At 48.6% G+C, this 18596-nt stretch carries 18 protein-coding genes and 1 riboswitch; of the genes, 9 read left to right on the top strand and 9 right to left on the bottom strand.

Annotation, left to right across the window (positions count from 1 at the left end):
• Positions 1-130: 130 nt before the first annotated feature.
• On the bottom strand, positions 131-3163 hold the full coding sequence (locus tag BUB81_RS00470; protein WP_073316718.1) for a TonB-dependent receptor: 3033 nt from the start codon (positions 3161-3163) through the stop codon (positions 131-133).
• 1092 nt (positions 3164-4255) lie between these two features.
• Positions 4256-5323, bottom strand: coding sequence for an NHL repeat-containing protein (locus BUB81_RS00460; protein ID WP_245819089.1), 1068 nt, complete (start codon positions 5321-5323; stop codon positions 4256-4258).
• A 34-nt stretch (positions 5324-5357) separates the two neighbouring features.
• Here BUB81_RS00460 and BUB81_RS22310 point away from each other — a divergent pair, with 34 nt between their 5' ends.
• Both BUB81_RS22310 and dnaB read left to right on the top strand, forming a co-directional pair.
• The gene (locus tag BUB81_RS22310; RefSeq protein ID WP_245819088.1) at positions 5358-5498 is read left to right on the top strand and encodes a hypothetical protein; all 141 of its coding nucleotides are present in this window, start codon (positions 5358-5360) and stop codon (positions 5496-5498) included.
• A 203-nt stretch (positions 5499-5701) separates the two neighbouring features.
• Entirely contained in the window at positions 5702-7090 is a 1389-nt protein-coding gene (gene dnaB, locus BUB81_RS00455) for a replicative DNA helicase (protein ID WP_073316713.1), read from the top strand.
• 38 nt (positions 7091-7128) lie between these two features.
• Here the strand turns inward: dnaB and BUB81_RS00450 are convergent, their stop codons facing one another.
• The 6 genes from BUB81_RS00450 to BUB81_RS00425 form a co-directional block, all read right to left on the bottom strand.
• Positions 7129-8148, bottom strand: a complete 1020-nt coding sequence (locus BUB81_RS00450; RefSeq protein ID WP_073316711.1) for an alpha/beta fold hydrolase — start codon at positions 8146-8148, stop codon at positions 7129-7131.
• Between the two features lie 161 nt (positions 8149-8309).
• On the bottom strand, positions 8310-9521 hold the full coding sequence (locus BUB81_RS00445) for an OmpA family protein (protein WP_073316709.1): 1212 nt from the start codon (positions 9519-9521) through the stop codon (positions 8310-8312).
• An 89-nt stretch (positions 9522-9610) separates the two neighbouring features.
• Positions 9611-10042, bottom strand: coding sequence for a secondary thiamine-phosphate synthase enzyme YjbQ (locus tag BUB81_RS00440; RefSeq protein ID WP_073316707.1), 432 nt, complete (start codon positions 10040-10042; stop codon positions 9611-9613).
• Positions 10032-10496 carry a chemotaxis protein CheX gene (locus BUB81_RS00435; RefSeq protein ID WP_073316705.1) on the bottom strand — a complete coding sequence of 155 codons (465 nt, stop codon included), beginning with the start codon at positions 10494-10496 and terminating at the stop codon, positions 10032-10034. Before BUB81_RS00435 ends, BUB81_RS00440 begins: the two co-directional genes overlap by 11 nt.
• Positions 10486-10959, bottom strand: coding sequence for a transcriptional repressor (locus tag BUB81_RS00430; RefSeq protein WP_073316703.1), 474 nt, complete (start codon positions 10957-10959; stop codon positions 10486-10488). Before BUB81_RS00430 ends, BUB81_RS00435 begins: the two co-directional genes overlap by 11 nt.
• Positions 10960-11030: 71 nt before the next feature.
• On the bottom strand, positions 11031-11495 hold the full coding sequence (locus BUB81_RS00425; RefSeq protein WP_073316701.1) for an Rsd/AlgQ family anti-sigma factor: 465 nt from the start codon (positions 11493-11495) through the stop codon (positions 11031-11033).
• 218 nt (positions 11496-11713) lie between these two features.
• Here BUB81_RS00425 and nudC point away from each other — a divergent pair, with 218 nt between their 5' ends.
• Entirely contained in the window at positions 11714-12544 is an 831-nt protein-coding gene (gene nudC, locus BUB81_RS00420) for an NAD(+) diphosphatase (protein ID WP_073316699.1), read from the top strand.
• 30 nt (positions 12545-12574) lie between these two features.
• Here the strand turns inward: nudC and BUB81_RS00415 are convergent, their stop codons facing one another.
• Entirely contained in the window at positions 12575-13039 is a 465-nt protein-coding gene (locus BUB81_RS00415) for an Lrp/AsnC family transcriptional regulator (RefSeq protein ID WP_073316697.1), read from the bottom strand.
• Positions 13040-13181: 142 nt separating this feature from the next.
• Here BUB81_RS00415 and BUB81_RS21810 point away from each other — a divergent pair, with 142 nt between their 5' ends.
• The 6 genes from BUB81_RS21810 to BUB81_RS00390 all read left to right on the top strand — a co-directional run bounded on the left by BUB81_RS21810 (position 13182) and on the right by BUB81_RS00390 (position 18596).
• Positions 13182-14342 carry a PrnB family protein gene (locus BUB81_RS21810; RefSeq protein WP_084526070.1) on the top strand — a complete coding sequence of 387 codons (1161 nt, stop codon included), beginning with the start codon at positions 13182-13184 and terminating at the stop codon, positions 14340-14342.
• Positions 14343-14345: 3 nt separating this feature from the next.
• Positions 14346-15458, top strand: coding sequence for an aminotransferase class V-fold PLP-dependent enzyme (locus BUB81_RS21805; protein WP_084526068.1), 1113 nt, complete (start codon positions 14346-14348; stop codon positions 15456-15458).
• Positions 15459-15613: 155 nt separating this feature from the next.
• Positions 15614-15723: riboswitch (TPP riboswitch) on the top strand.
• A 62-nt stretch (positions 15724-15785) separates the two neighbouring features.
• Positions 15786-16607, top strand: coding sequence for a bifunctional hydroxymethylpyrimidine kinase/phosphomethylpyrimidine kinase (gene thiD / locus BUB81_RS00405; protein ID WP_073316695.1), 822 nt, complete (start codon positions 15786-15788; stop codon positions 16605-16607).
• Positions 16594-17607 carry an FAD-dependent oxidoreductase gene (locus BUB81_RS00400; protein ID WP_217653435.1) on the top strand — a complete coding sequence of 338 codons (1014 nt, stop codon included), beginning with the start codon at positions 16594-16596 and terminating at the stop codon, positions 17605-17607. Before thiD ends, BUB81_RS00400 begins: the two co-directional genes overlap by 14 nt.
• A gap of 7 nt (positions 17608-17614) precedes the next feature.
• A complete protein-coding gene (gene thiS / locus BUB81_RS00395; protein ID WP_073316693.1) occupies positions 17615-17815 on the top strand; it encodes a sulfur carrier protein ThiS in 201 nt (66 codons plus the stop codon).
• A gap of 4 nt (positions 17816-17819) precedes the next feature.
• The gene (locus tag BUB81_RS00390) at positions 17820-18596 is read left to right on the top strand and encodes a thiazole synthase (protein WP_073316690.1); all 777 of its coding nucleotides are present in this window, start codon (positions 17820-17822) and stop codon (positions 18594-18596) included.

Here is an 18596-nt window from a genome sequence, read left to right as displayed (position 1 = left end):
GGCAAATACGTACACCTGGCAAACTTGAGAGGACATGCCAAACGCGTTTTTGTGGCGTTGACATGTCCCTGATGTTTAAATTGTTTGTTTTAAATTTTGTCGAATTGTAAGAATCCGCTGCTACACATCATTAATATTTGAAGCTAATACCGGCGAACAATCGCGGGCCGTAATCGCTAACCTGACCCGTGTTGCCAAGTACATAGAAGTCATCTGAGCGAGGTTCGCTAAACAAGTTGATGGCTTCTACTTTCACGCGCAGGTTTTTGTTGATTTTGTAAGATGCGCGGGCTTCCCACACACCTACGTCGTTAACAAAACGAAGTCGTGTGCCATTGCTTGTATAAGGCTGGAAGTATTCGCTACGGTATTTGTAGATAAGTGCGGTGTCGAAATCACCAATCTGGTAGTAAACCTGGCCGCTAAATACGTGCTCAGAAAACCCAGGAACAGATCCAGGAGGAACAATGCCTTCTGTAAGTTGTGTAGTAACGCCGTCTAAGTCGGTCTCAAACGTACTACCGTAATTACTGTCTTCAAACTCGAAGTCAGTGTCTGCATAGTTATAGCCAAGTTTAACGCCGATACCACTTTCCCAACGGTAGGCAACAGAGATTTCAATACCTGTCAGACTGCTTGATTCGTCAGTGGTAACCGAGTTGGTGATGGGGAGTGCGATTGCTTCACCATTAACAATGAAATTTTCCAATTGTGTTTGCTGTTGGAAGCCACCATTAAACTGCTTGTGATACAAACCGAAAGCAAAGATTGAATCTTCATTTGGATACCATTCAATAGCTAAATCATAGTTCCAGGACATAAGCGGCTGAAGGTCTGGGTTGCCTGAGCCATTAACGCCTACCAGCAAGTCGCTGATAGTGGTTGGGTCGGCGCCCAGGTCTTCAATAAAGTCTCGGCTATAACCCATATCAGAGGGGTTAGCACGAGACATACCGCGATAAATGCCGGCTCTTAACAAAATATCATCGGTGTAGTCTACAACCAGATTGAAACTGGGTAAGACTTTGGTGTAATCACCGCCGCCTACAACGCGTTCAATGTTGTCCGGGCTTCTGGTGAGCTGGAATATACCGTTTTCATCAGCCGTAATTTCGACAGCCTGTCTAAAGCCGATAGACGTTACCTCTGTGTCTACTACGCGAACGCCGAAATTACCACGAATGAATTTACCGAACATTTCGGTGTCATAGCTTGCCATTAGGTAAGCTGCGGTGGTTTTTTCCGTTACGTCTATTGTGCCGGAATTTTCGTACACCACCTCTGGATAACCAAACTCGGCACCCTCAGATAACGCCACTGCCTGAGAGAAGCATACATTGTCATAGGTTGCCCACGAGGACCCTGTACCACTGCTAACAACGTTGCCTGAACTGTCCACATGCGTAATGAGATCACCGTCAGAGACATTTGATAAGAAGCTGGTTTCAGGGAAGTCTATTTGGCAACTTTCAAGCACATCAATGGCAGAGGTAACACTTTCATCTAAATTGTACTCGTTTCTTGAGCCGTTACCGTTACTTCCGCCAAATTGAACAAAGGAAAGTTCTGACCGTCTGAGGCCCCCTTGAATGCTACTAAAGGTGTCTCCGCCTAATAAGTATTCAAAGTCCAGTCTTGCGCCCATGATTTCGTTATCTCGCACATTTTCGCGATCTAATCGAGTACGCAAGCTATCAGTAAAGTTAGAAATATCCGTTACATCGAAATCAGTCACCGTCAGGTTAGGGATATATTCGCCCATATCCCAAGTGAAAAACGGGCGGCCACTGGTGCGACCCCGGTTAGAGATTTGTAACTCTTCTCTTTTAGTTTGTGAGTAGCTGAAATCGGCACTGACTGATAGCACATCGGAGACGAAGTGCTCGATATTCAAGCCATAGCCGCGATAATTCTCTTCACGAGAGAATTGCTCTCCGGCTGACTCGAAGCGCTCTTCACCTTCCCAGTGAAGAATTCCGCCGACTGAGTTTGTAATCAGGTTTTCACCGGTTACACCAGGGGTGACACGCTTTTGCAAAAAGAGTAAATCGTGACGGGCTTCCGACTGGACGCGATCAGAAATCTGGGCGTCAAAGTTGATATCCCAGCTATCTGAAGGTCTGAATTGCAAGCCGATGAATAGTGCATCCCGTTCGTCTGATGTTTCATTCTGACGGAAACTTCGGCTAGAACCTGTCCACGCGTAAGGTGTTCCTGCGTCCTGGGCTCGTCCGGTGTTTAGATCTATGCTATTTTGATAGCCCTGATTGTTGCTGCCGGCGACCTGATCTTCACAATCACCAGCTGAGCTACGGAAGAAACCTTCGTTGCTATTGGTTGGGTCATTCAAACAGGCCCACAAAGAGGAGCCCGTTGGGCTGGAACTGCGGTATTCAGCTTCCGGTTGACTAATATCCTGCCTTTGAATACCGATTGATAAACCAAGCTCCTGACCACTACTAAATTCGAATTGGTCAACGTAGCTTACGGTACCCCGATAACCTACTTTACTATGTAGTGAGTTATCGACATTAAACTCGTCCGGGTTGGCATTTAGCTTAAATTCAGTCTGAAAACGCTGCTTACCAAAATCCAGTGGCTTTAACGTTTCTAAGGTGATGACACCTGCTACACCACCTTCGATCATTGATGCATCTTGCGTTTTATAGATGCCGACCTTTTTCATTAACTCGGAAGGGAATTGAGAGAAGTTAACAGAGCGGTCACCACTACCGTTCGTTGCTTCCCGACCATTGATATGCGTTGCGCTAAGAAACGGACCTAAACCTCGAATTGTGATTTCAGTCGCACCGCCGTTTTCACGGTGAGAAGAAGCACCGGTGATAGATTCCAATGCTTCACCAATTGACAGCGCTGGAAGGTCGCCAATATCTTCTGCAGATAAACCATCAAGTACCGTTGTAGACTCACGTTTAATGGCAATTTGATCCTGAATCGTTTTTCGTGAGCCGACAACGTCAATAACCTCTACATTGTCTTCAGCATTGGTCTCCGTTTCAGCTTCTTGCGCCGTTGCTGTTAACGCGACTGAACTGGCTACCGAGGCGATAACCGCAGCTTTTACCAACTTGGTAACTGGTGAAAGCCTGAAGGTTTTTTCCTGATGGTTATCGTCCTTGTGTTTCCCTGATTTCACCGACATATGGAGTTCTCCGATGTTAATGTTTCGAGCAACTAAGAACCGTTGCTGTTATTTAATTGTTATTTAATTGTGTCATCAATATATTTGATTGTTACCAAATTGGCAACCAATTGGTCGGTTTTTATTACCAGATTATTTTACCAATGGCGTTTTGGGGAAGGGAGGTTGAGTTGGTCAGTGGTTGAAACATTGCATTGAATGGGTGGTGCTAGGTACACAGGACGTCGACTTTCGAATGCTGAAACTCATCTATCTAATTAAAATTTATCAAAATTTTTTAAGGTGGGATGATCGGTGCGGAAGGGGAGAATCGCTTAAATCTCTTAGAGTGAGTGCAAAGTTGACGCTCCGTATAGGCTTACAAAGCAGCATCCTAACACTTCCATCACTTACCCGTCCATGCCGCAGTATATGCATAAATTGGTATAATTTCAGAATCTAAACCCTGGTTATTCCGTCACGTTGTGTGTTTTCAAAAATTGCAGAGTGTGAAAAAAGACTACCTCGTACTCAATAATGTTAAATTGGTTAACCAATCTGAGCTTTTATAAGTTGATGTACAGTAGCTTTGAATTATAGCGTAATGTTTAAAGTACACACGAATAGGGTCCATATCGAGCCTTCCTTTCAGTCTGATGTGTCTACCGTGAATGGCTTGATCACGTTGAATAGGTAAATTTAGATAAGCGTTTTGAATAAGGGGAGCTCTCAGCTCCCCTTTTTTCGCCCGTCATCCCACTATCGCGTAGCGATATCAGCGATCTAGCTAAAAAGGCTGACTCACCATATTCAAACACCATTGACGCAACACGATGAAGTCGATAAAACTGTGAGGATAGGTGTATTGTTGAAAAAGGATTTTTTATGTTTTATTTAGAACTTATCAGCCTGGTTCTCTTCGTCGTGTTGATCACAATCGGCTACAGAAAGAATAGCCGTAACTTGATGTTAGCAGCGTCTTTGTGCTTGCTGTTGGGGTTAGCTGGCCCCGGATTTATAGAAGGATTTAAAGAAGGGTATAGCGCAACTAAAACATCTTCCTAACGAACACAGCCCCCTGACCCGGGGGCACTATTTCATGAACGCTATTACTTATTTCACTAAAACAAACTTCTGTACCCGTCGTCCGGTAGAAACTTCTGACGTGTACAAATTACCTTTGCTGTCAGCCACAACACTGTGCAACCAGGTAAATTGGCCAGCATAACGGCCGTTACGGCCAAAGCTGCCAAGGACTTCGTAGGTGTCGTGCCAGAGAACCCAGATACGGCCGTTCATCATGTCGGCAACATACAGGTATTTGTTGTCAGGCGAAAACGCCACGTCGGTAGCGGTGCCCAGGCCCATGGTTTCACCTGATATAACCAGGTCTCGAACGAAGGTCATGTTGCCTTCACTGTCGTCTTTAAAAATTTGCAGACGGTTGTTGCGGCGGTCGCACACATAAATACGCCCATCGGGTGACTTAGTCACGCAATGCACAATGTCGCCAAAGTTGCGGGCTGTTAAATTAATGCCATCAGCGCCTGCTGTGGCTTGTGATACGTCAAAGTCACCATCGCGGGTACCGCCGCCCGGCGCAGTGCCGTATGCGCCCCATAGTCTTGAGAATTCATTGCTGTTGGTATCGAAGCCAATGATACGTTTGTTGATGTAGCCATCGGCGATAATGACCTCGCCGGTATGCGTGTCGTGATGAATATCTGCCGGGTTACCCAGTGCCGATTCACTCATGTTGCCATCAGTGTTGTTGCGTTCACCAAACTGACGAATAAATTTACCGTCGGCAGTGTAGTTCAGTACCACGTGATCGCCTTTGCCGTTGCCGCCAACCCAGACTGTATTATTGTCATCCACATACAGGCCATGCACAGTTTGTGGCCACTGATTCACGCCATTTAGCTTAGGTGAAATTGACTCACCGCCCCAGCTGTTAAGCACTTTACCTTCGGGGGAAAGTTGTAATACATGAGGTGCCGCTTCGCAGCACAGTCCGGTTTTAGGGGATTGTTCCAAAGCCAGATCCAGGCCGCTTAATGAGTTTGGGCGATGCAACAGCCATACATTGTCCTGTTTATCTACCGCTAGCCCCGGAACCTGTCCAATCAGCCAGGTGTCGGGCAACGTCGGCCAGGCCGCATCTACTTTAAATGTAGGCATAGGGCGCGACGCCCCCGGTTCTGGATAACTCTCGATGTTTACCAGTGAGTCGGCAAAAGAACTGACTGCTGCGCTACTCGCAAAAATGCCGAAAACGCATTGTTTTATTGTGCGTTTTACCGATGTGCTAAACGTGTTGGATGTCGCTGGCATGGGGGCTCCGATAGGTGGTTAACAATTATCGTGGCAGTACGTTACGGCTAGGGATTCAGATTATCATGCTGGCAGTATTCTCGATATGTTCAAGTCTTTTAGAGACGGGTAACGTAAAGATACGGTCAACGGATTGTTCATCATGTAGTGCGCCATTGTGGTTTCTTCGAGGCATGAAATATCGCATAATACCGGTTTGGTTAATTACGCAGGTAGTCAGGTTACGTGAAAGCCGTTTCTTCCAGTTCCGACAAAAGTGTTGAGAAGCTCAAAATACCGCCGCACAGCATAGAGGCTGAACAAGCGGTATTGGGTAGTATGCTCATCGATCCGGAAACCTGGGATAAAGTTACCGAGCTGGTTACTGACACCGAGTTTTACAACCGTTCTCACCAAATCATCTTCAAAGCCATTCTGGATTTGCTGGCCAACAGTAATCCGGTTGATTTGATTACCGTTTCCGAAGTGCTGGAAAAAAATGACCAGCTAGAGGATGCCGGTGGCTTTGCTTATTTGGGGGAGCTTGCGCGTAATACGCCCAGCTCAGCTAACGTTACTGCTTATGCCAAAATTATCCGCGAGCGCGCCATTACCCGTGAGTTAATCGGGGTGGCGAATGAGATCGCCGAAGTGGGCTACAACCCGGAAGGTCGCGACAGTGCCGACATTCTGGATATGGCCGAAAGCAAGGTATTCGAAATTGCTGAGCGCCGGACCGGTGAATCGGAAGGGCCGCAGAGCATCGAGTCGGTGTTGGGAAAAACCATCGACCGATTGGAAACCCTGATTAAAACCGACAAAGAAGTGACCGGTGTTACAACAGGATTTCAGGATCTGGATAAAAAAACCAGTGGTCTGCAAGGGTCTGATCTCATCATTGTAGCGGCGCGTCCATCCATGGGTAAAACCACCTTTGCGATGAACCTGTGTGAAAACGCAATGCTGGCAGAAGACAAGCCGGTATTGGTATTCAGTTTGGAGATGCCTTCTGAACAGATCATGATGCGTATGCTGGCGTCGTTGAGCCGGGTAGACCAAACCAAGATCCGTACCGCGCAGTTAGACGATGAAGACTGGGCGCGTATCTCAAACACCATGGCAATGCTGAAAGAGAAAGACAATCTCTACGTGGATGACTCTTCCGGCCTGACGCCGATGGATGTGCGAAGCCGGGCGCGTAAACTGGCCCGTGAGCGCGGTGGCTTAAGTATGATCATGGTGGATTACCTTCAGCTAATGCGCGTACCGTCGCTGGCTGACAACCGGACATTGGAGATCGCCGAGATTTCGCGCTCATTGAAAGCGCTGGCGAAAGAACTCAATATTCCGGTAGTCGCACTGTCACAGCTAAACCGGAGTCTGGAACAACGTGCTGATAAACGCCCGGTTAACTCAGACTTGCGTGAATCCGGCTCTATCGAGCAGGATGCCGACTTGATCATGTTTATTTACCGTGATGAGGTGTATCACGAAAACAGTGAATACAAGGGCATCGCAGAAATTATTATCGGTAAGCAGCGTAACGGTCCAATCGGTACCTGTCGACTGACTTTCCAGGGCCAGTTCTCACGGTTCGACAACTATGCCGGCCCGGCGTTTGACGACGAATACTAATCTTAAAACACAACTATTTCAAACCACTGAAACAGGCACTATTCGGCCAGAAATTCCTGCAATGCATTGCTGAAAGTTTCTGCGTCACACCAGGGATCGGCATGTCCACAGCCCTTATCCAGTTCGAGTAGTGTGGCATCAGTCAGTCTGGCCAACGCTGTCGCTGGCCCCGGACTTACCACCCGGTCCCCCTTGCTGACAATAATCAATAGTTTTTCGTTGATGGCGTTTGCCGCTTTGACTAAATCATTGTCGAACTGCGCGGTAATATTATACGTAAGCATGGCCTGAGCCTGTCTGATTTTGTTCCAGGTTTGCCCGGCGGGTAGCTGGGCGCTTTTTGCGCGTTTGGCTATTTCGGCTTCAACGTCCAGGCCCTCAAACGTCTCTGTCAGACTAGTTGGTGTTTGTCCTAGCATTCGCATTGCGGCCATAACTTCAAGCGGAGTTTGGCACTGGCACTCCAGGTGCCAGGTCATCAGTTTTATTCTTGTGGACCAGTTTATTATGTCGAATGCGGCGAGCTTAGGAGAACCAATGATCGAAGCATATCGGGTAGCAAAACCTGGGTAATGAACAGCCCATTGAAGGGATTGCATAGCGCCCATAGACAGGCCAACAATGGCATGTAAATTTGTTATTCCCAGCTTTTCTGTTATCAAACGATGCTGCACAGTTACCATGTCTGTAATAGTAAAAGTCGGAAATTGCCCCAGTGGTTGTGACTGGCTATTCGAGGGAGAGACTGATACGCCATTGCCAATTGCATCAACAATTATAATAAAGAAATTCTCGGGATTGATGTATTGGCTTTCAGCAAGGTAAGCGTGCTCTTGTGACGATCCCCCATACCAGGTGGGAATTAATATGGCGTTGCTTTTGTTTTCATTGAGCTTGCCATAGGTGCGATAACCTATTTTGCAATCCTTTAAGCTTGCTCCGCTGCTTAGGCGACATGTACCAAAATCTGCAAAGCGTTGTTCGTCGCTTGCAAGTGCAGGAGGAATGAATTGAACGCACAACAGTAGTATTGAAAAAAGCCTGCCAGACAATGACATTGGGATGTCTCCACCGATATACTGAAGGATATAGTGAAGGATATTAGATGTATTTGGTATACAAGTCGGATAGTTTTTTAGTTGAAATGGTCTTTTACTGCGAAATAAAAAAACGCCCGCTATAAGCGGGCGTTTCTATGATTAACCAGTGTAGTCAGTGATTATTTCTTAGGTACAGAAATGGTTTCACTTACTTTCACTTCGATACGACGGTTAACGTGATGCGCTTCTTTGGTGTTTGCTGTATCCAGCAAACGCTCTTCACCGTAACCAACAGTCGTTAAACGTGACATATCGATACCGTATTCTTTAACCAGTACCGCTTTCAGTGCATTTGCACGACGCAGTGACAGGTCTTTGTTGTACGCAGCAGCTCCAGGTGCTGAAGAGTGGCCTTCGATAACCGCTTTTGTTTTACCGTAGCGGTTCAGGAACTCTGCCAGGTCAACGATTTGCGGGTCGCTGGTATCTTCAATTTTGGCACTGTTGTTTGCAAACAGAATGCGAACTTCAATCGACACATTTTCTTCAGTGAAGATGGTACAACCGTTAGGGTGTACTTCATCGCCAGCCGGTGTGTCAGGACACATGTCTTTGCTGTCTACAACGCCATCAGCGTCAGTATCTGGCTCAATTGCACAGCCTTTGCCGTCAACTGCGGTGCCGGCTGGTGTGTTAGGGCACTGATCTTTGCTGTTGATCACGCCGTCACCATCTTTGTCAGCGTCACAGCCCATTTCGTCTACTGGCGAGCCCATCGGCGTACCAGGACAACGGTCCAGGCGATCGATCACGCCGTCGTTATCAGCATCAGCCGGTGCTGCCATCGCCGGAGCTGGTGCAGTATAAGTAGACTGAGTAGATTCGCCGAATGTATAGGATACACCCAGTTTTGCGCTTACGTCATAAAGACTTTCACTCAGGTCACGGTAAGCGGCCAGTTCTGTGATGATGCTCCACTTATCAGATACCGCCCACTGTTTACCTAATCCGTAACCCAGTAATTGGTAGTCATCATCCAGTTCCTGGTGATACAAACCACCAAACGCATAGAACATGTCATCCAGGAAGAAATACATAGCGTCAACACCTATCATAGGTCCGCTTTCACCATTTCCACCGTTGGCGCCGTCAAGGTCCAGGTAAGAAGCAGAGATACGCGCAGCCCAGTTTTCGTCGAAACGGAAACCAGCTTCGGCACCAATGCCAAAACCATCATCAATTTGTGCAGCTGGCTGAGGCTTACCTGCGTCAGTGCTGTAATACGTGCCGTAACCGCCTACCCAGTTTTTTGGCTTAGACTCTTGTGCCAATACGGGTGAAGCCACCAAGCCTGCGGCAATCAGTGCGAGAGTGATTGAAGTTTTTTTCATTGTAGACTTCCTGTTTTGCAATAAAGTGTGTCCTAAGCTCTATGCGAAACTTGTGCCACATTAGAGCTCTCCATATTTCAACGTTGATTTTATTGCCCTTGCAGCGTGGCAATAATGGTGCGCGGGCCCGCGTGGTCGCGGTGTTCTCCAAGTGTAATACCTTGCCAGGTACCTAAGGCTAGTTTACCACGTTGTACAGGAATGGTTAACTGGCATCCAAGCAGACTGCTTTTGATATGCGCGGGCATATCATCCGGCCCTTCGTAGGTGTGTGTAAAGTACGGAGAGCTTTCTTTAACTGTATGATTAAAAAAGGATTCTAAATCCCTTCTTACAGATGGATCGGCATTCTCATTGATTGTTAAGCTGGCACTCGTGTGTTGCAGCATCAGGTGCAATAAGCCAACTTCAACATGCTTAATTTGCGGAAGTGCAGAGGTGATCTCATCAGTAATTAAATGAAAACCCCTTGAGTAGGGGCACAGAGTAATTTTTTCACAGTACCAGGAATTATTTATCAAAGCAGATTTCCAAATACGCTTTTCCAAGTTCGTGGTTAAAAGGCAGAATAATCTTCGGGCCATCAACCTGATGGCTGATAGAGTGTTGCTTTCCGGAGACAACCACGGGGGTTGCCATACCAAATTCAAATCCTTTCTCGGCTAAATCCCGTTTTGCGTTGCCACAAATCATATTGGTAACCTCGCCCACGAGATCAGCCACTTCTGCGTCAACTTCCTCCGGCGCCTCACCTACCATCTTTAACATGATGTCCAGAATCAGCTTTTCTTCGAAGGTAATTGACATTGAACCTTTTATATTGGGGCCGACCATGCCAATTAATCCAGACACATCGCCTGAGGCGACATCGGAATTTTTTCGCTTCGGCTTGCCCGGAGACAGCGTGGTTTGTGCCATCGTCTCAAGAACATTGAGTAACCCTGCAATGAACGGGTTAACAAACTCAGCATTCATGGTGTTCTTCTCCCATCTCCAATGACTCGCTTTCCTGGCAATCAGCGCAGAGTCCGTGAGCTTCAATTGTTTGTTTGGAAATCTTAAACCCGTGTTGTTTGGCCTGGTTGTCGAGTGTCTCTTTCAGACCTTCTGACTGTATCTCAGAGACGTCACCACAACTGTCGCAAATTAGAAACTGTACCGGGTGATGACAACCAAAATGATAGCAGGCAACAAACGCATTGGTAGACTCCAGTCGGTGAATCAGACCAAAGTCGAGTAAAAAATCCAGCGCGCGATACACGGTAGCGGGTTTCGCGCTTGATTCCGTCTCTTTCAGGCCGTCCAGCAGTTCATAAGCGCCGGTTGGGCCGTGCTTGTCGAGCATTAGCTCGTACACTTTTTCCCGCAATGGCGTAAATCTGGCGCCGCGTTGTTCACAGTATGCTCTGGCTTTATTAATAATTGTTGCGTTTTTCATGCGTTATTATGTTCTTACGTCAGTCTGTACCCGTTGTACTTTACAGATAATAAGCTATTGATTCTACGTTATTACTCGGTTACGGGTTGTTGAACCAGCCCATGCATATGCTGTATAAGCTCGTCTTCCAATTCGAATCGCTCTACCAGAGCCTCGCCAAGTTTGGCTATGGATTGCTCAAACTCCATGGCGTGGTCGGGATGAAAGTTGTCGGCATAACTATCGTTAAAATCCAATGCCTGGTCGGTCGTCGCTGCGATTAAAGGATACAAGCGTTGTTTGAGTTGTTGTCCGGTAGTGTCGTCGCCCACCAGCATCTCATAAACCTCAAAATGCCCGGCAGACAGGTAATCCATCAGCAAGGTACAAAACTCACTGACTTCGTTGGCATCGGGTAGCGACTCGCGACGTTGGTAGTTTACGCCTGCCAGTTCACAATATTGAATTAGCAATTGCTTACGGCCGAGCAGCCACCCATCAATGGTGTTGTTTGCGCCACCCCAGCGCTGCTTTGCGACTTCTACCTGATTTAACATCCAAAGACACCTTCGCTGCTATAACCACTTTATTTGAGTATAACACCGCCTCACAGACGTACAAATCACAGACACTAATATTTACGATTTCATGCGCTTTTCTTCTGTGAACGATGCGCTAACAGGCTGAATATGCCAGTAAAAAAGTTTTAGCCACTGCGTGTTACAGCGTGCTGGGTTATACTCTTGGCTGCAATGTTCATCACAGGAAAGTCAACGTGCTGGAATTAACTAAAAGCAGTGCTGCTCAGGCTGGGCTATGGCTTATTGTTAGCCGGGATCAAATCATCGTGCCAGCGGGCGAGGCCACAATGCCAAAGCTGGAATGGCAGTCGTTGCATTTTATTCATCATTACAAAGACCAGGTAAGACAACTAAACGCTGCTGATTTACCACTCGACGTGCCGTTGTATGTGGTTGATCTGGGCGCTGAGCAAATCACCGAGCCCGGATGGGACAGTGTGTCATTCAGACAATTACTGGTTAGTGAAGAACGGGTTGCCTATGAAGCACTGGCCAGAGCCTGGCAGTATGTGCATTTCATGCGTACGCACCGATTTTGCGGGCAGTGTGGTTCACCCACCCAAGCAATTGACTGGGAAATGGCGGTTCAATGCCGCCAATGTGGTCATCGCTGCTACCCCCGGGTGTCGCCTTGTACCATTGTTGCCATTTATCGCGGTGAAGAGATCCTGTTAGCCAGAAGTGTCAGACATCGCAACTCTGACATGTATTCCATTATCGCTGGATTTGTAGAAAGTGGCGAAAGCGTTGAGCAGGCTACACACCGTGAAATTCTGGAAGAGGTCGGTGTCAGGGTAAAAAATCTGGAATACTACGGCAGCCAGGCCTGGCCTTTCCCGCACTCGCTGATGATGGGCTATTTTGCAGAGTACGACAGCGGTGACATTGTGATTGATGAAAAAGAAATCGTCGAAGCCGATTGGTATCACATTGATAATCTGCCAACTACGCCGCCGACGTTGTCGATTGCCGGCAAAATGGTGAACACGCTGGTTGAACGTCTAAAAGCGCAGCGTTCTTCTTAATACAGGTATTATTGAGAGCCGAAGCGTCGGTTAAAGTGGTAACTGGCGTCGGCTTTTGACCTGATTCAACACAATGGTGGTGTCGACTTTGGCGACTGTTTCGATATCACCCAGTTTCTCTTTTATAAACCGGTCGTAGCTCGCGAGGTTGCGGGTAGCAACGCTCAGCATGTAGTCGTAGCTGCCGGTCACCACAAAACACTCTTGTACTTCGTTGAGTTGTTCAACGGCTCGCTCAAATTGTGCGGCGTTTTCTTTTGAGTTGCGCTGCAGTTGCACGAACACAAATGCGGATATCTCAATGCCAACCAAAGAGCGGTTTATTTCGGCCGTGTAGTGATCAATAACGCCTGCTTGCTCGAGCCTTTTGATACGGCGTAGGCAAGGCGTAGGTGAGAGATGAACCTTTTCTGCCAACTCGGCATTCGTCATACGGCCATCATCCTGTAGCGCCCGTAAAATCGCCAGATCCGTTTTGTCTAAATTTATTGGCATAAAATGCTATTAAACCTGAATTTGTTAAACTTAAAAACTCATATATCTGATAATCATAGAACCTTGTGACCTAAATGACTAGTGGGGCTGGGCTATACTTAGGCTTAGTATTCACTATGGAACAGTCAAAGAGGCCACAATAATGAGCACGCCACTGGTTAATGATTTTGATCATTGGATTCGAACCCGGTTTGTCGATATCAATACGGAGCTGGAGCATCGCTATTTTGCTCAGCAACGCAGAGAGGAAGTAAGCCATGTCGGTGATGATCTGAAAACCAGCCTGTTGGAAGAAAGCGGTGAGTTTATTCGCTTGTTATTGGGGGAAGGCAATACCGATGAAGGTTTTGACAGTGGGTTTGATTTGCTCGGTAATGTGGGATTTGTACTGGCAGCCTGCCGCAGGCACGAAATCGATGAGCATCATTCAACGCTGAAGAATGCCTCAGCCCTTGCCATGCAACTGGGCGCCTCGTTGGGCGTAGTGCCGCGATTTGCTTCCGCGCATTTGGAAACACACAATCGCGCAATTAATGGTAAATACAAAACATTTACGCACCTGGAAGATGAGAAGACGTTTCTCGATTACAACACGCGAGGAGTGTTCGGCTTTGTACGCGCATCGGAAGCCTTGTTGCATACGCTGCCTCTGGGCATATCTCATCCGGTTACGCTGGATCTACTCAATGTTGCACGCGTTGCTTTACAGCAGGTAGTGGAGAATAACACGGCGTTGTTTAACGAACTGGATGTCGACCGCTTTTTTTACAATGTACGACCTTACTATAAAACCCACAAAGTGGGCCGTCATGAGTATCGCGGTGCGAATGCCGGTGACTTTGCGGGTATCAACGTCATCGATTTGTTGCTCGGTTTGTGCCGGGGGGATGACCCTTACTATTCGCAATTGTTGGTGGATAAATTTTTGTTTATGCGTCCGGAAGAGCAATTGATTTTGCGAGACTGTATGCGCAGAACCAGTCTGATGGATGCGTTTTTAAACGCCACAGAAGAAGAGCGCAACGCCAGTTGGTTCAAACCGCACTTACAGGCTTTCCTGGCGGTGTGCGAGGCGCATGGCGAAACGGCCCGACAACATCACGAACAACTGATTTCCCGATTCATCGAAAGCCCGGCTGCAAAATACGAATTAACCAAACGCCAGGATATGACCGCCAGTGGACCGCCTTTGGAAATTTTGTTGGCTGCGCTTCAGAAACTACACGACTTACGCACGGCTGCGCCACGCGACGATATTCCTACGCGTTACAACGATGTTCAAACACTCAAAGGGTTCCTGTAACTTATGGATATTCAATCTTTATTTACGCAAAAAGACGGCATATATCTGCTGAATCATTCTGTTGGTTGCATGCCCGCCAGTACCCGTGAAGTCGCGGAGGCACAGTTTTTCGATGCCTGGGAAAACGGCACGCCAGATCCCTGGTCACAGTGGTTTCCGGTGTTTGAACAATTTCAGCAAAGCCTGGCCAGGCTGTTTAATTCGGATGCCTGTCAGTTTTGCCCGCAACAAAACGTGTCCAGTGGGCTAAGCAAGCTACTGAGTGCATTCCCGCCGGCCAGCCAGAACAACGGTCGTAACGTGATCCTGATTTCAGAGAATGACTTCCCGTCAATCGGCTTTGTTATGCAGCAGGCGAGCCATTATGGCTATGAAGTCCAGTTCATTAAAGACGATGAAGATGTACTCGATACCGCTACCTGGCAAACGCATCTGACTGAGCGGGTGTATGCAGTTCTGATCACCCACGGACACTACAACTCAGGGAAGCTTGTGCCGGTAAAAGACGTCATCAGTATCGCGCGTAAGCAGGGCGTAATGAGTATTGTTGATATTGCACAAACGGCGGGTGTTATTCCTATTGATTTCACGGACTGGCAGCCTGATGTTGTTGCCGGTTCGTGTGTGAAGTGGCTGTGTGGCGGCCCGGGAGCAGGCTTTCTTTGGGTAAATAAACAAGTACTGAATCAGCTTGAGCCCGTCGATATTGGCTGGTTCTCCCATAAGAATCCATTTGAGTTCAACATTCACAATTTTGAGTACGCAGACTCCGCGCTGCGTTTTTGGGGCGGAACACCGTCAGTGTTGCCGTATGCCATTGCGAAAAACAGCATTGACCAGATGTGCAATATTGGCGTAAAAAAGGTGCGTGAGCACAACGTCATGCTGGCCAGAAAAGTCATTGATGCCCTGCCAGCCTCGTGGCTGGTTTCGCCTGATGAGGATCAATATCGAACCGGTACTCTGGTTGTGAATCCGCCAAATCGCGAAGCAATAGAAGCCAGGCTCAATGCGTTAAATGTGCATTTTGATGTGCGCAAACGCGGTTTCCGGTTGTCTGCGCACATATACAATACGCCAGAGCAAATCGAACAGGTTATCAATGCGTTATTGTAACTGTCTGAAAAATTTGTCCAGGTTGAAGTACGCCAGCTAAAACGCCTTTCGAGCAAGCGGTGGGGCGGGTAGTGCCTCACCGTATCACCAGTAAAATTAATCTAAGCACCGAATACTGCTCTTGTAATCCCCAAAATAATCGATTATCTTTTTTGCACATTCCGTCGGGGTGCCTTTGCTACGGCTTTGGCTGAGAGATAGTGTCTATCAACCCGGTGAACCTGATCCGATTAGTATCGGCGTAGGGAACGGATAAGATCACACGTGTCTCCTTGCGTGCGATCCCGCATTCTTTTCCTATGTCGCTCAGTTTTTCTGGTGATATAGATGACAACACAATCAACACCTATCGCATTAACCATCGCAGGCTCCGACAGTGGCGGGGGCGCGGGTATCCAGGCCGATCTCAAAGCCTTTTCTGCCCACGGCGTTTACGGGGCCAGCGTAATTACCGCCGTTACGGCGCAAAACACGCAGCATGTCACTGCCGTTCACCCTATTCCCATTGATGTCGTTACCAAGCAAATCGACGCCGTGCTATCGGACATCGAGGTGGACGTTATAAAAATAGGCATGTTGTTTTCGTCCTCGCTCATTGAAGCCGTCGCCAATGCCATTCGTGACTTCAAGGGGCTGGTTGTACTGGACCCGGTGATGGTAGCCAAATCCGGCGACCGGTTATTACAGGAAGACGCGGTAAGCGCGTTAAAATCCGCACTGATCCCGCGCGTCGATTTACTGACTCCTAATTTACCCGAGGCCGCAGCCTTGCTGGGTGATTCTAGCACCGCCATGCCTGTTGTTTTACAGGCAAGCAATTTGTTGTCGCTGGGAGCTAAAAATGTGCTGATCAAAGGTGGTCATGGCACCGAAGACGTTTGTTCAGATTTATTGCTGCTGCAAGATGAGCAAGTCATAACGCTTGATACCCCCCGAATCGCGACCACCAATACGCACGGAACAGGTTGCACTTATTCGAGCAGCATCGCCGCTTGTCTGGCCAAAGGCATGTCTATGGCGCAAGCCGTGACAGCATCTAATGCCTACCTGCATGAGGCCATCATTCAGGCCGACACATTACAAATAGGGCAGGGACACGGCCCGGTACATCACTTTCACCACATGTGGGGTCAGCATGGCGAAGCCTGATATTTCCCGAGTCACCCTTGTCGGGGCTGGTGTGGCAGGCTTGACCATTGCGACGGAACTGGTAAGTCGCGGGATTATTCCTCAGATCATCGACCGTGCGCCCGAGCCGGGTCCACAGTCTTGCAGTTGGTGGGCAGGCGGAATGCTGGCGCCGTATTGTGAGTCAGAAAGCGCAGAAGAACCGGTTGTTCGGCTCGGCAGCAAAGCCGCCGACTGGTGGCAAAAGCACACGCAATTGGTACATCGCAAAGGTACGCTGGTACTGGCTATGCCGCGCGACCGGGCTGAATTACGCCGGTTTGCTCAGCTTACGTCTGCGTTTCAGCCAGTGAATGAAGCGCAAATCAATGCGCTGGAACCAGACCTGGAGAATCGCTTTACTCAGGGCCTGTACTATGCCGATGAAGCACATCTTGCCCCGAGACACGCTATTCAAACACTGCGTCAGCAACTCGCCGAAAAGGGCGTTCACTTTATGGTTGACGATGCGGATATAGCAGCGCTGGCCACCGAGGGCACAGTTATCGACTGCCGCGGCACCAAGGCGCGGCCAGATGTGCATGGTCTGCGCGGTGTAAAGGGCGAAATGCTGATCCTGAAATGCCCTGAATTACAGTTTCAGCGGCCTATTCGTCTGCTTCATCCGCGCATTCCCTTATACATTGTGCCCCGCGGCGATGGCGTTTTTATGCTGGGCGCAACACAAATTGAAAGCGAAGCCAGCTCGCACCCCACGGTGCGCTCGGTCATGGCGCTGCTGAATGCGGCCTACGCTATCAGCCCTTGTTTTGCAGAGGCCGACATTCTTGAAATCGGTGTCGATAGTCGTCCGGCCTTCAGCAACAACCTCCCTCAGATACATCGCTGTGGCAACGTCATTCGCGCAAATGGCCTGTACCGACACGGCTTTTTACTGGCCCCGGCTCTGGCAGAAATGGTGGCTAACTACCTGATACACAATGAAGAGCCCGAGTGGCTCACAATCAACCCTGAGAGTTAAGTACGTTATGAAAGATATTCTAGTCAACAGTACGCCGGTGCTGTGCCAGTCAGACAATCTTGCAGCATTGCTTATTGAACTGGGTTATGAAAATGCGGTTGTCGCTACCGCAGTAAATGGTGAATTTGTTGCCCAGCACAGTCGTGGTACGTCGTTGCTGAAAACCGGCGACAAAGTTGAAATTCTCGCCCCGATGCAAGGAGGATAACGCGATGACCAAAACCTTTTATGGCACGTCACTGTCGTCTCCGCTCATGCTGGGTACCGCTCAGTACCCGTCGCCGGCCATACTTGCGGATGCATTTGCCCGCAGCAAAGCCAGTGTTGCAACGGTATCACTGCGCAGGGAGGCAAGCACAAATAAAGCCGGACAGGACTTTTGGCAGCTTGTGCAGTCGCTGAATGTGAAAATCCTGCCCAATACCGCAGGGTGTCACAGTGTTAAGGAAGCAGTTACTACGGCGCATATGGCGCGGGAAGTCTTTAATACAAGCTGGATCAAGCTTGAAGTCATTGGTGAGGAAGATACGCTGCAGCCGGACATTTTTGGCCTGGTGGATGCCGCCCGTATTCTGATTGAGGACGGTTTTCAGGTGTTCCCCTACACCACCGAAGATCTGGTGGTCGCCGACAAACTGGTCAGCCTCGGATGTGAAGTGCTGATGCCCTGGGGGGCGCCCATTGGGTCTGGTATGGGACTCAACAATGTATTCGGCTTACGCGCCCTGCGTGCCCACTTCCCGGAAATTCCCCTTGTTATTGATGCGGGACTGGGTTTGCCAAGCCAGGCTGCTCAGGCTATGGAGCTTGGCATGGACGCCATCCTGCTGAATACCGCAGTCGCTAAAGCTGGCAACCCTGCGCAAATGGCTGAAGCGTTTGCAAAGGCCATTGACGCTGGTCAGTTAGCGGCGTCGGCCGTGCCCATGGAACCTCGTGATCTGGCATGTCCGTCTACGCCTTTGTTTGGTCAGGCAGAGCTGAGTTAA

The organism is Marisediminitalea aggregata (assembly GCF_900129565.1).
Lineage (GTDB): Bacteria > Pseudomonadota > Gammaproteobacteria > Enterobacterales > Alteromonadaceae > Alteromonas > Alteromonas aggregata.
Note: the sequence above shows the minus strand (reverse complement) of the source record. Positions and strands in the feature narration are given on the sequence as shown.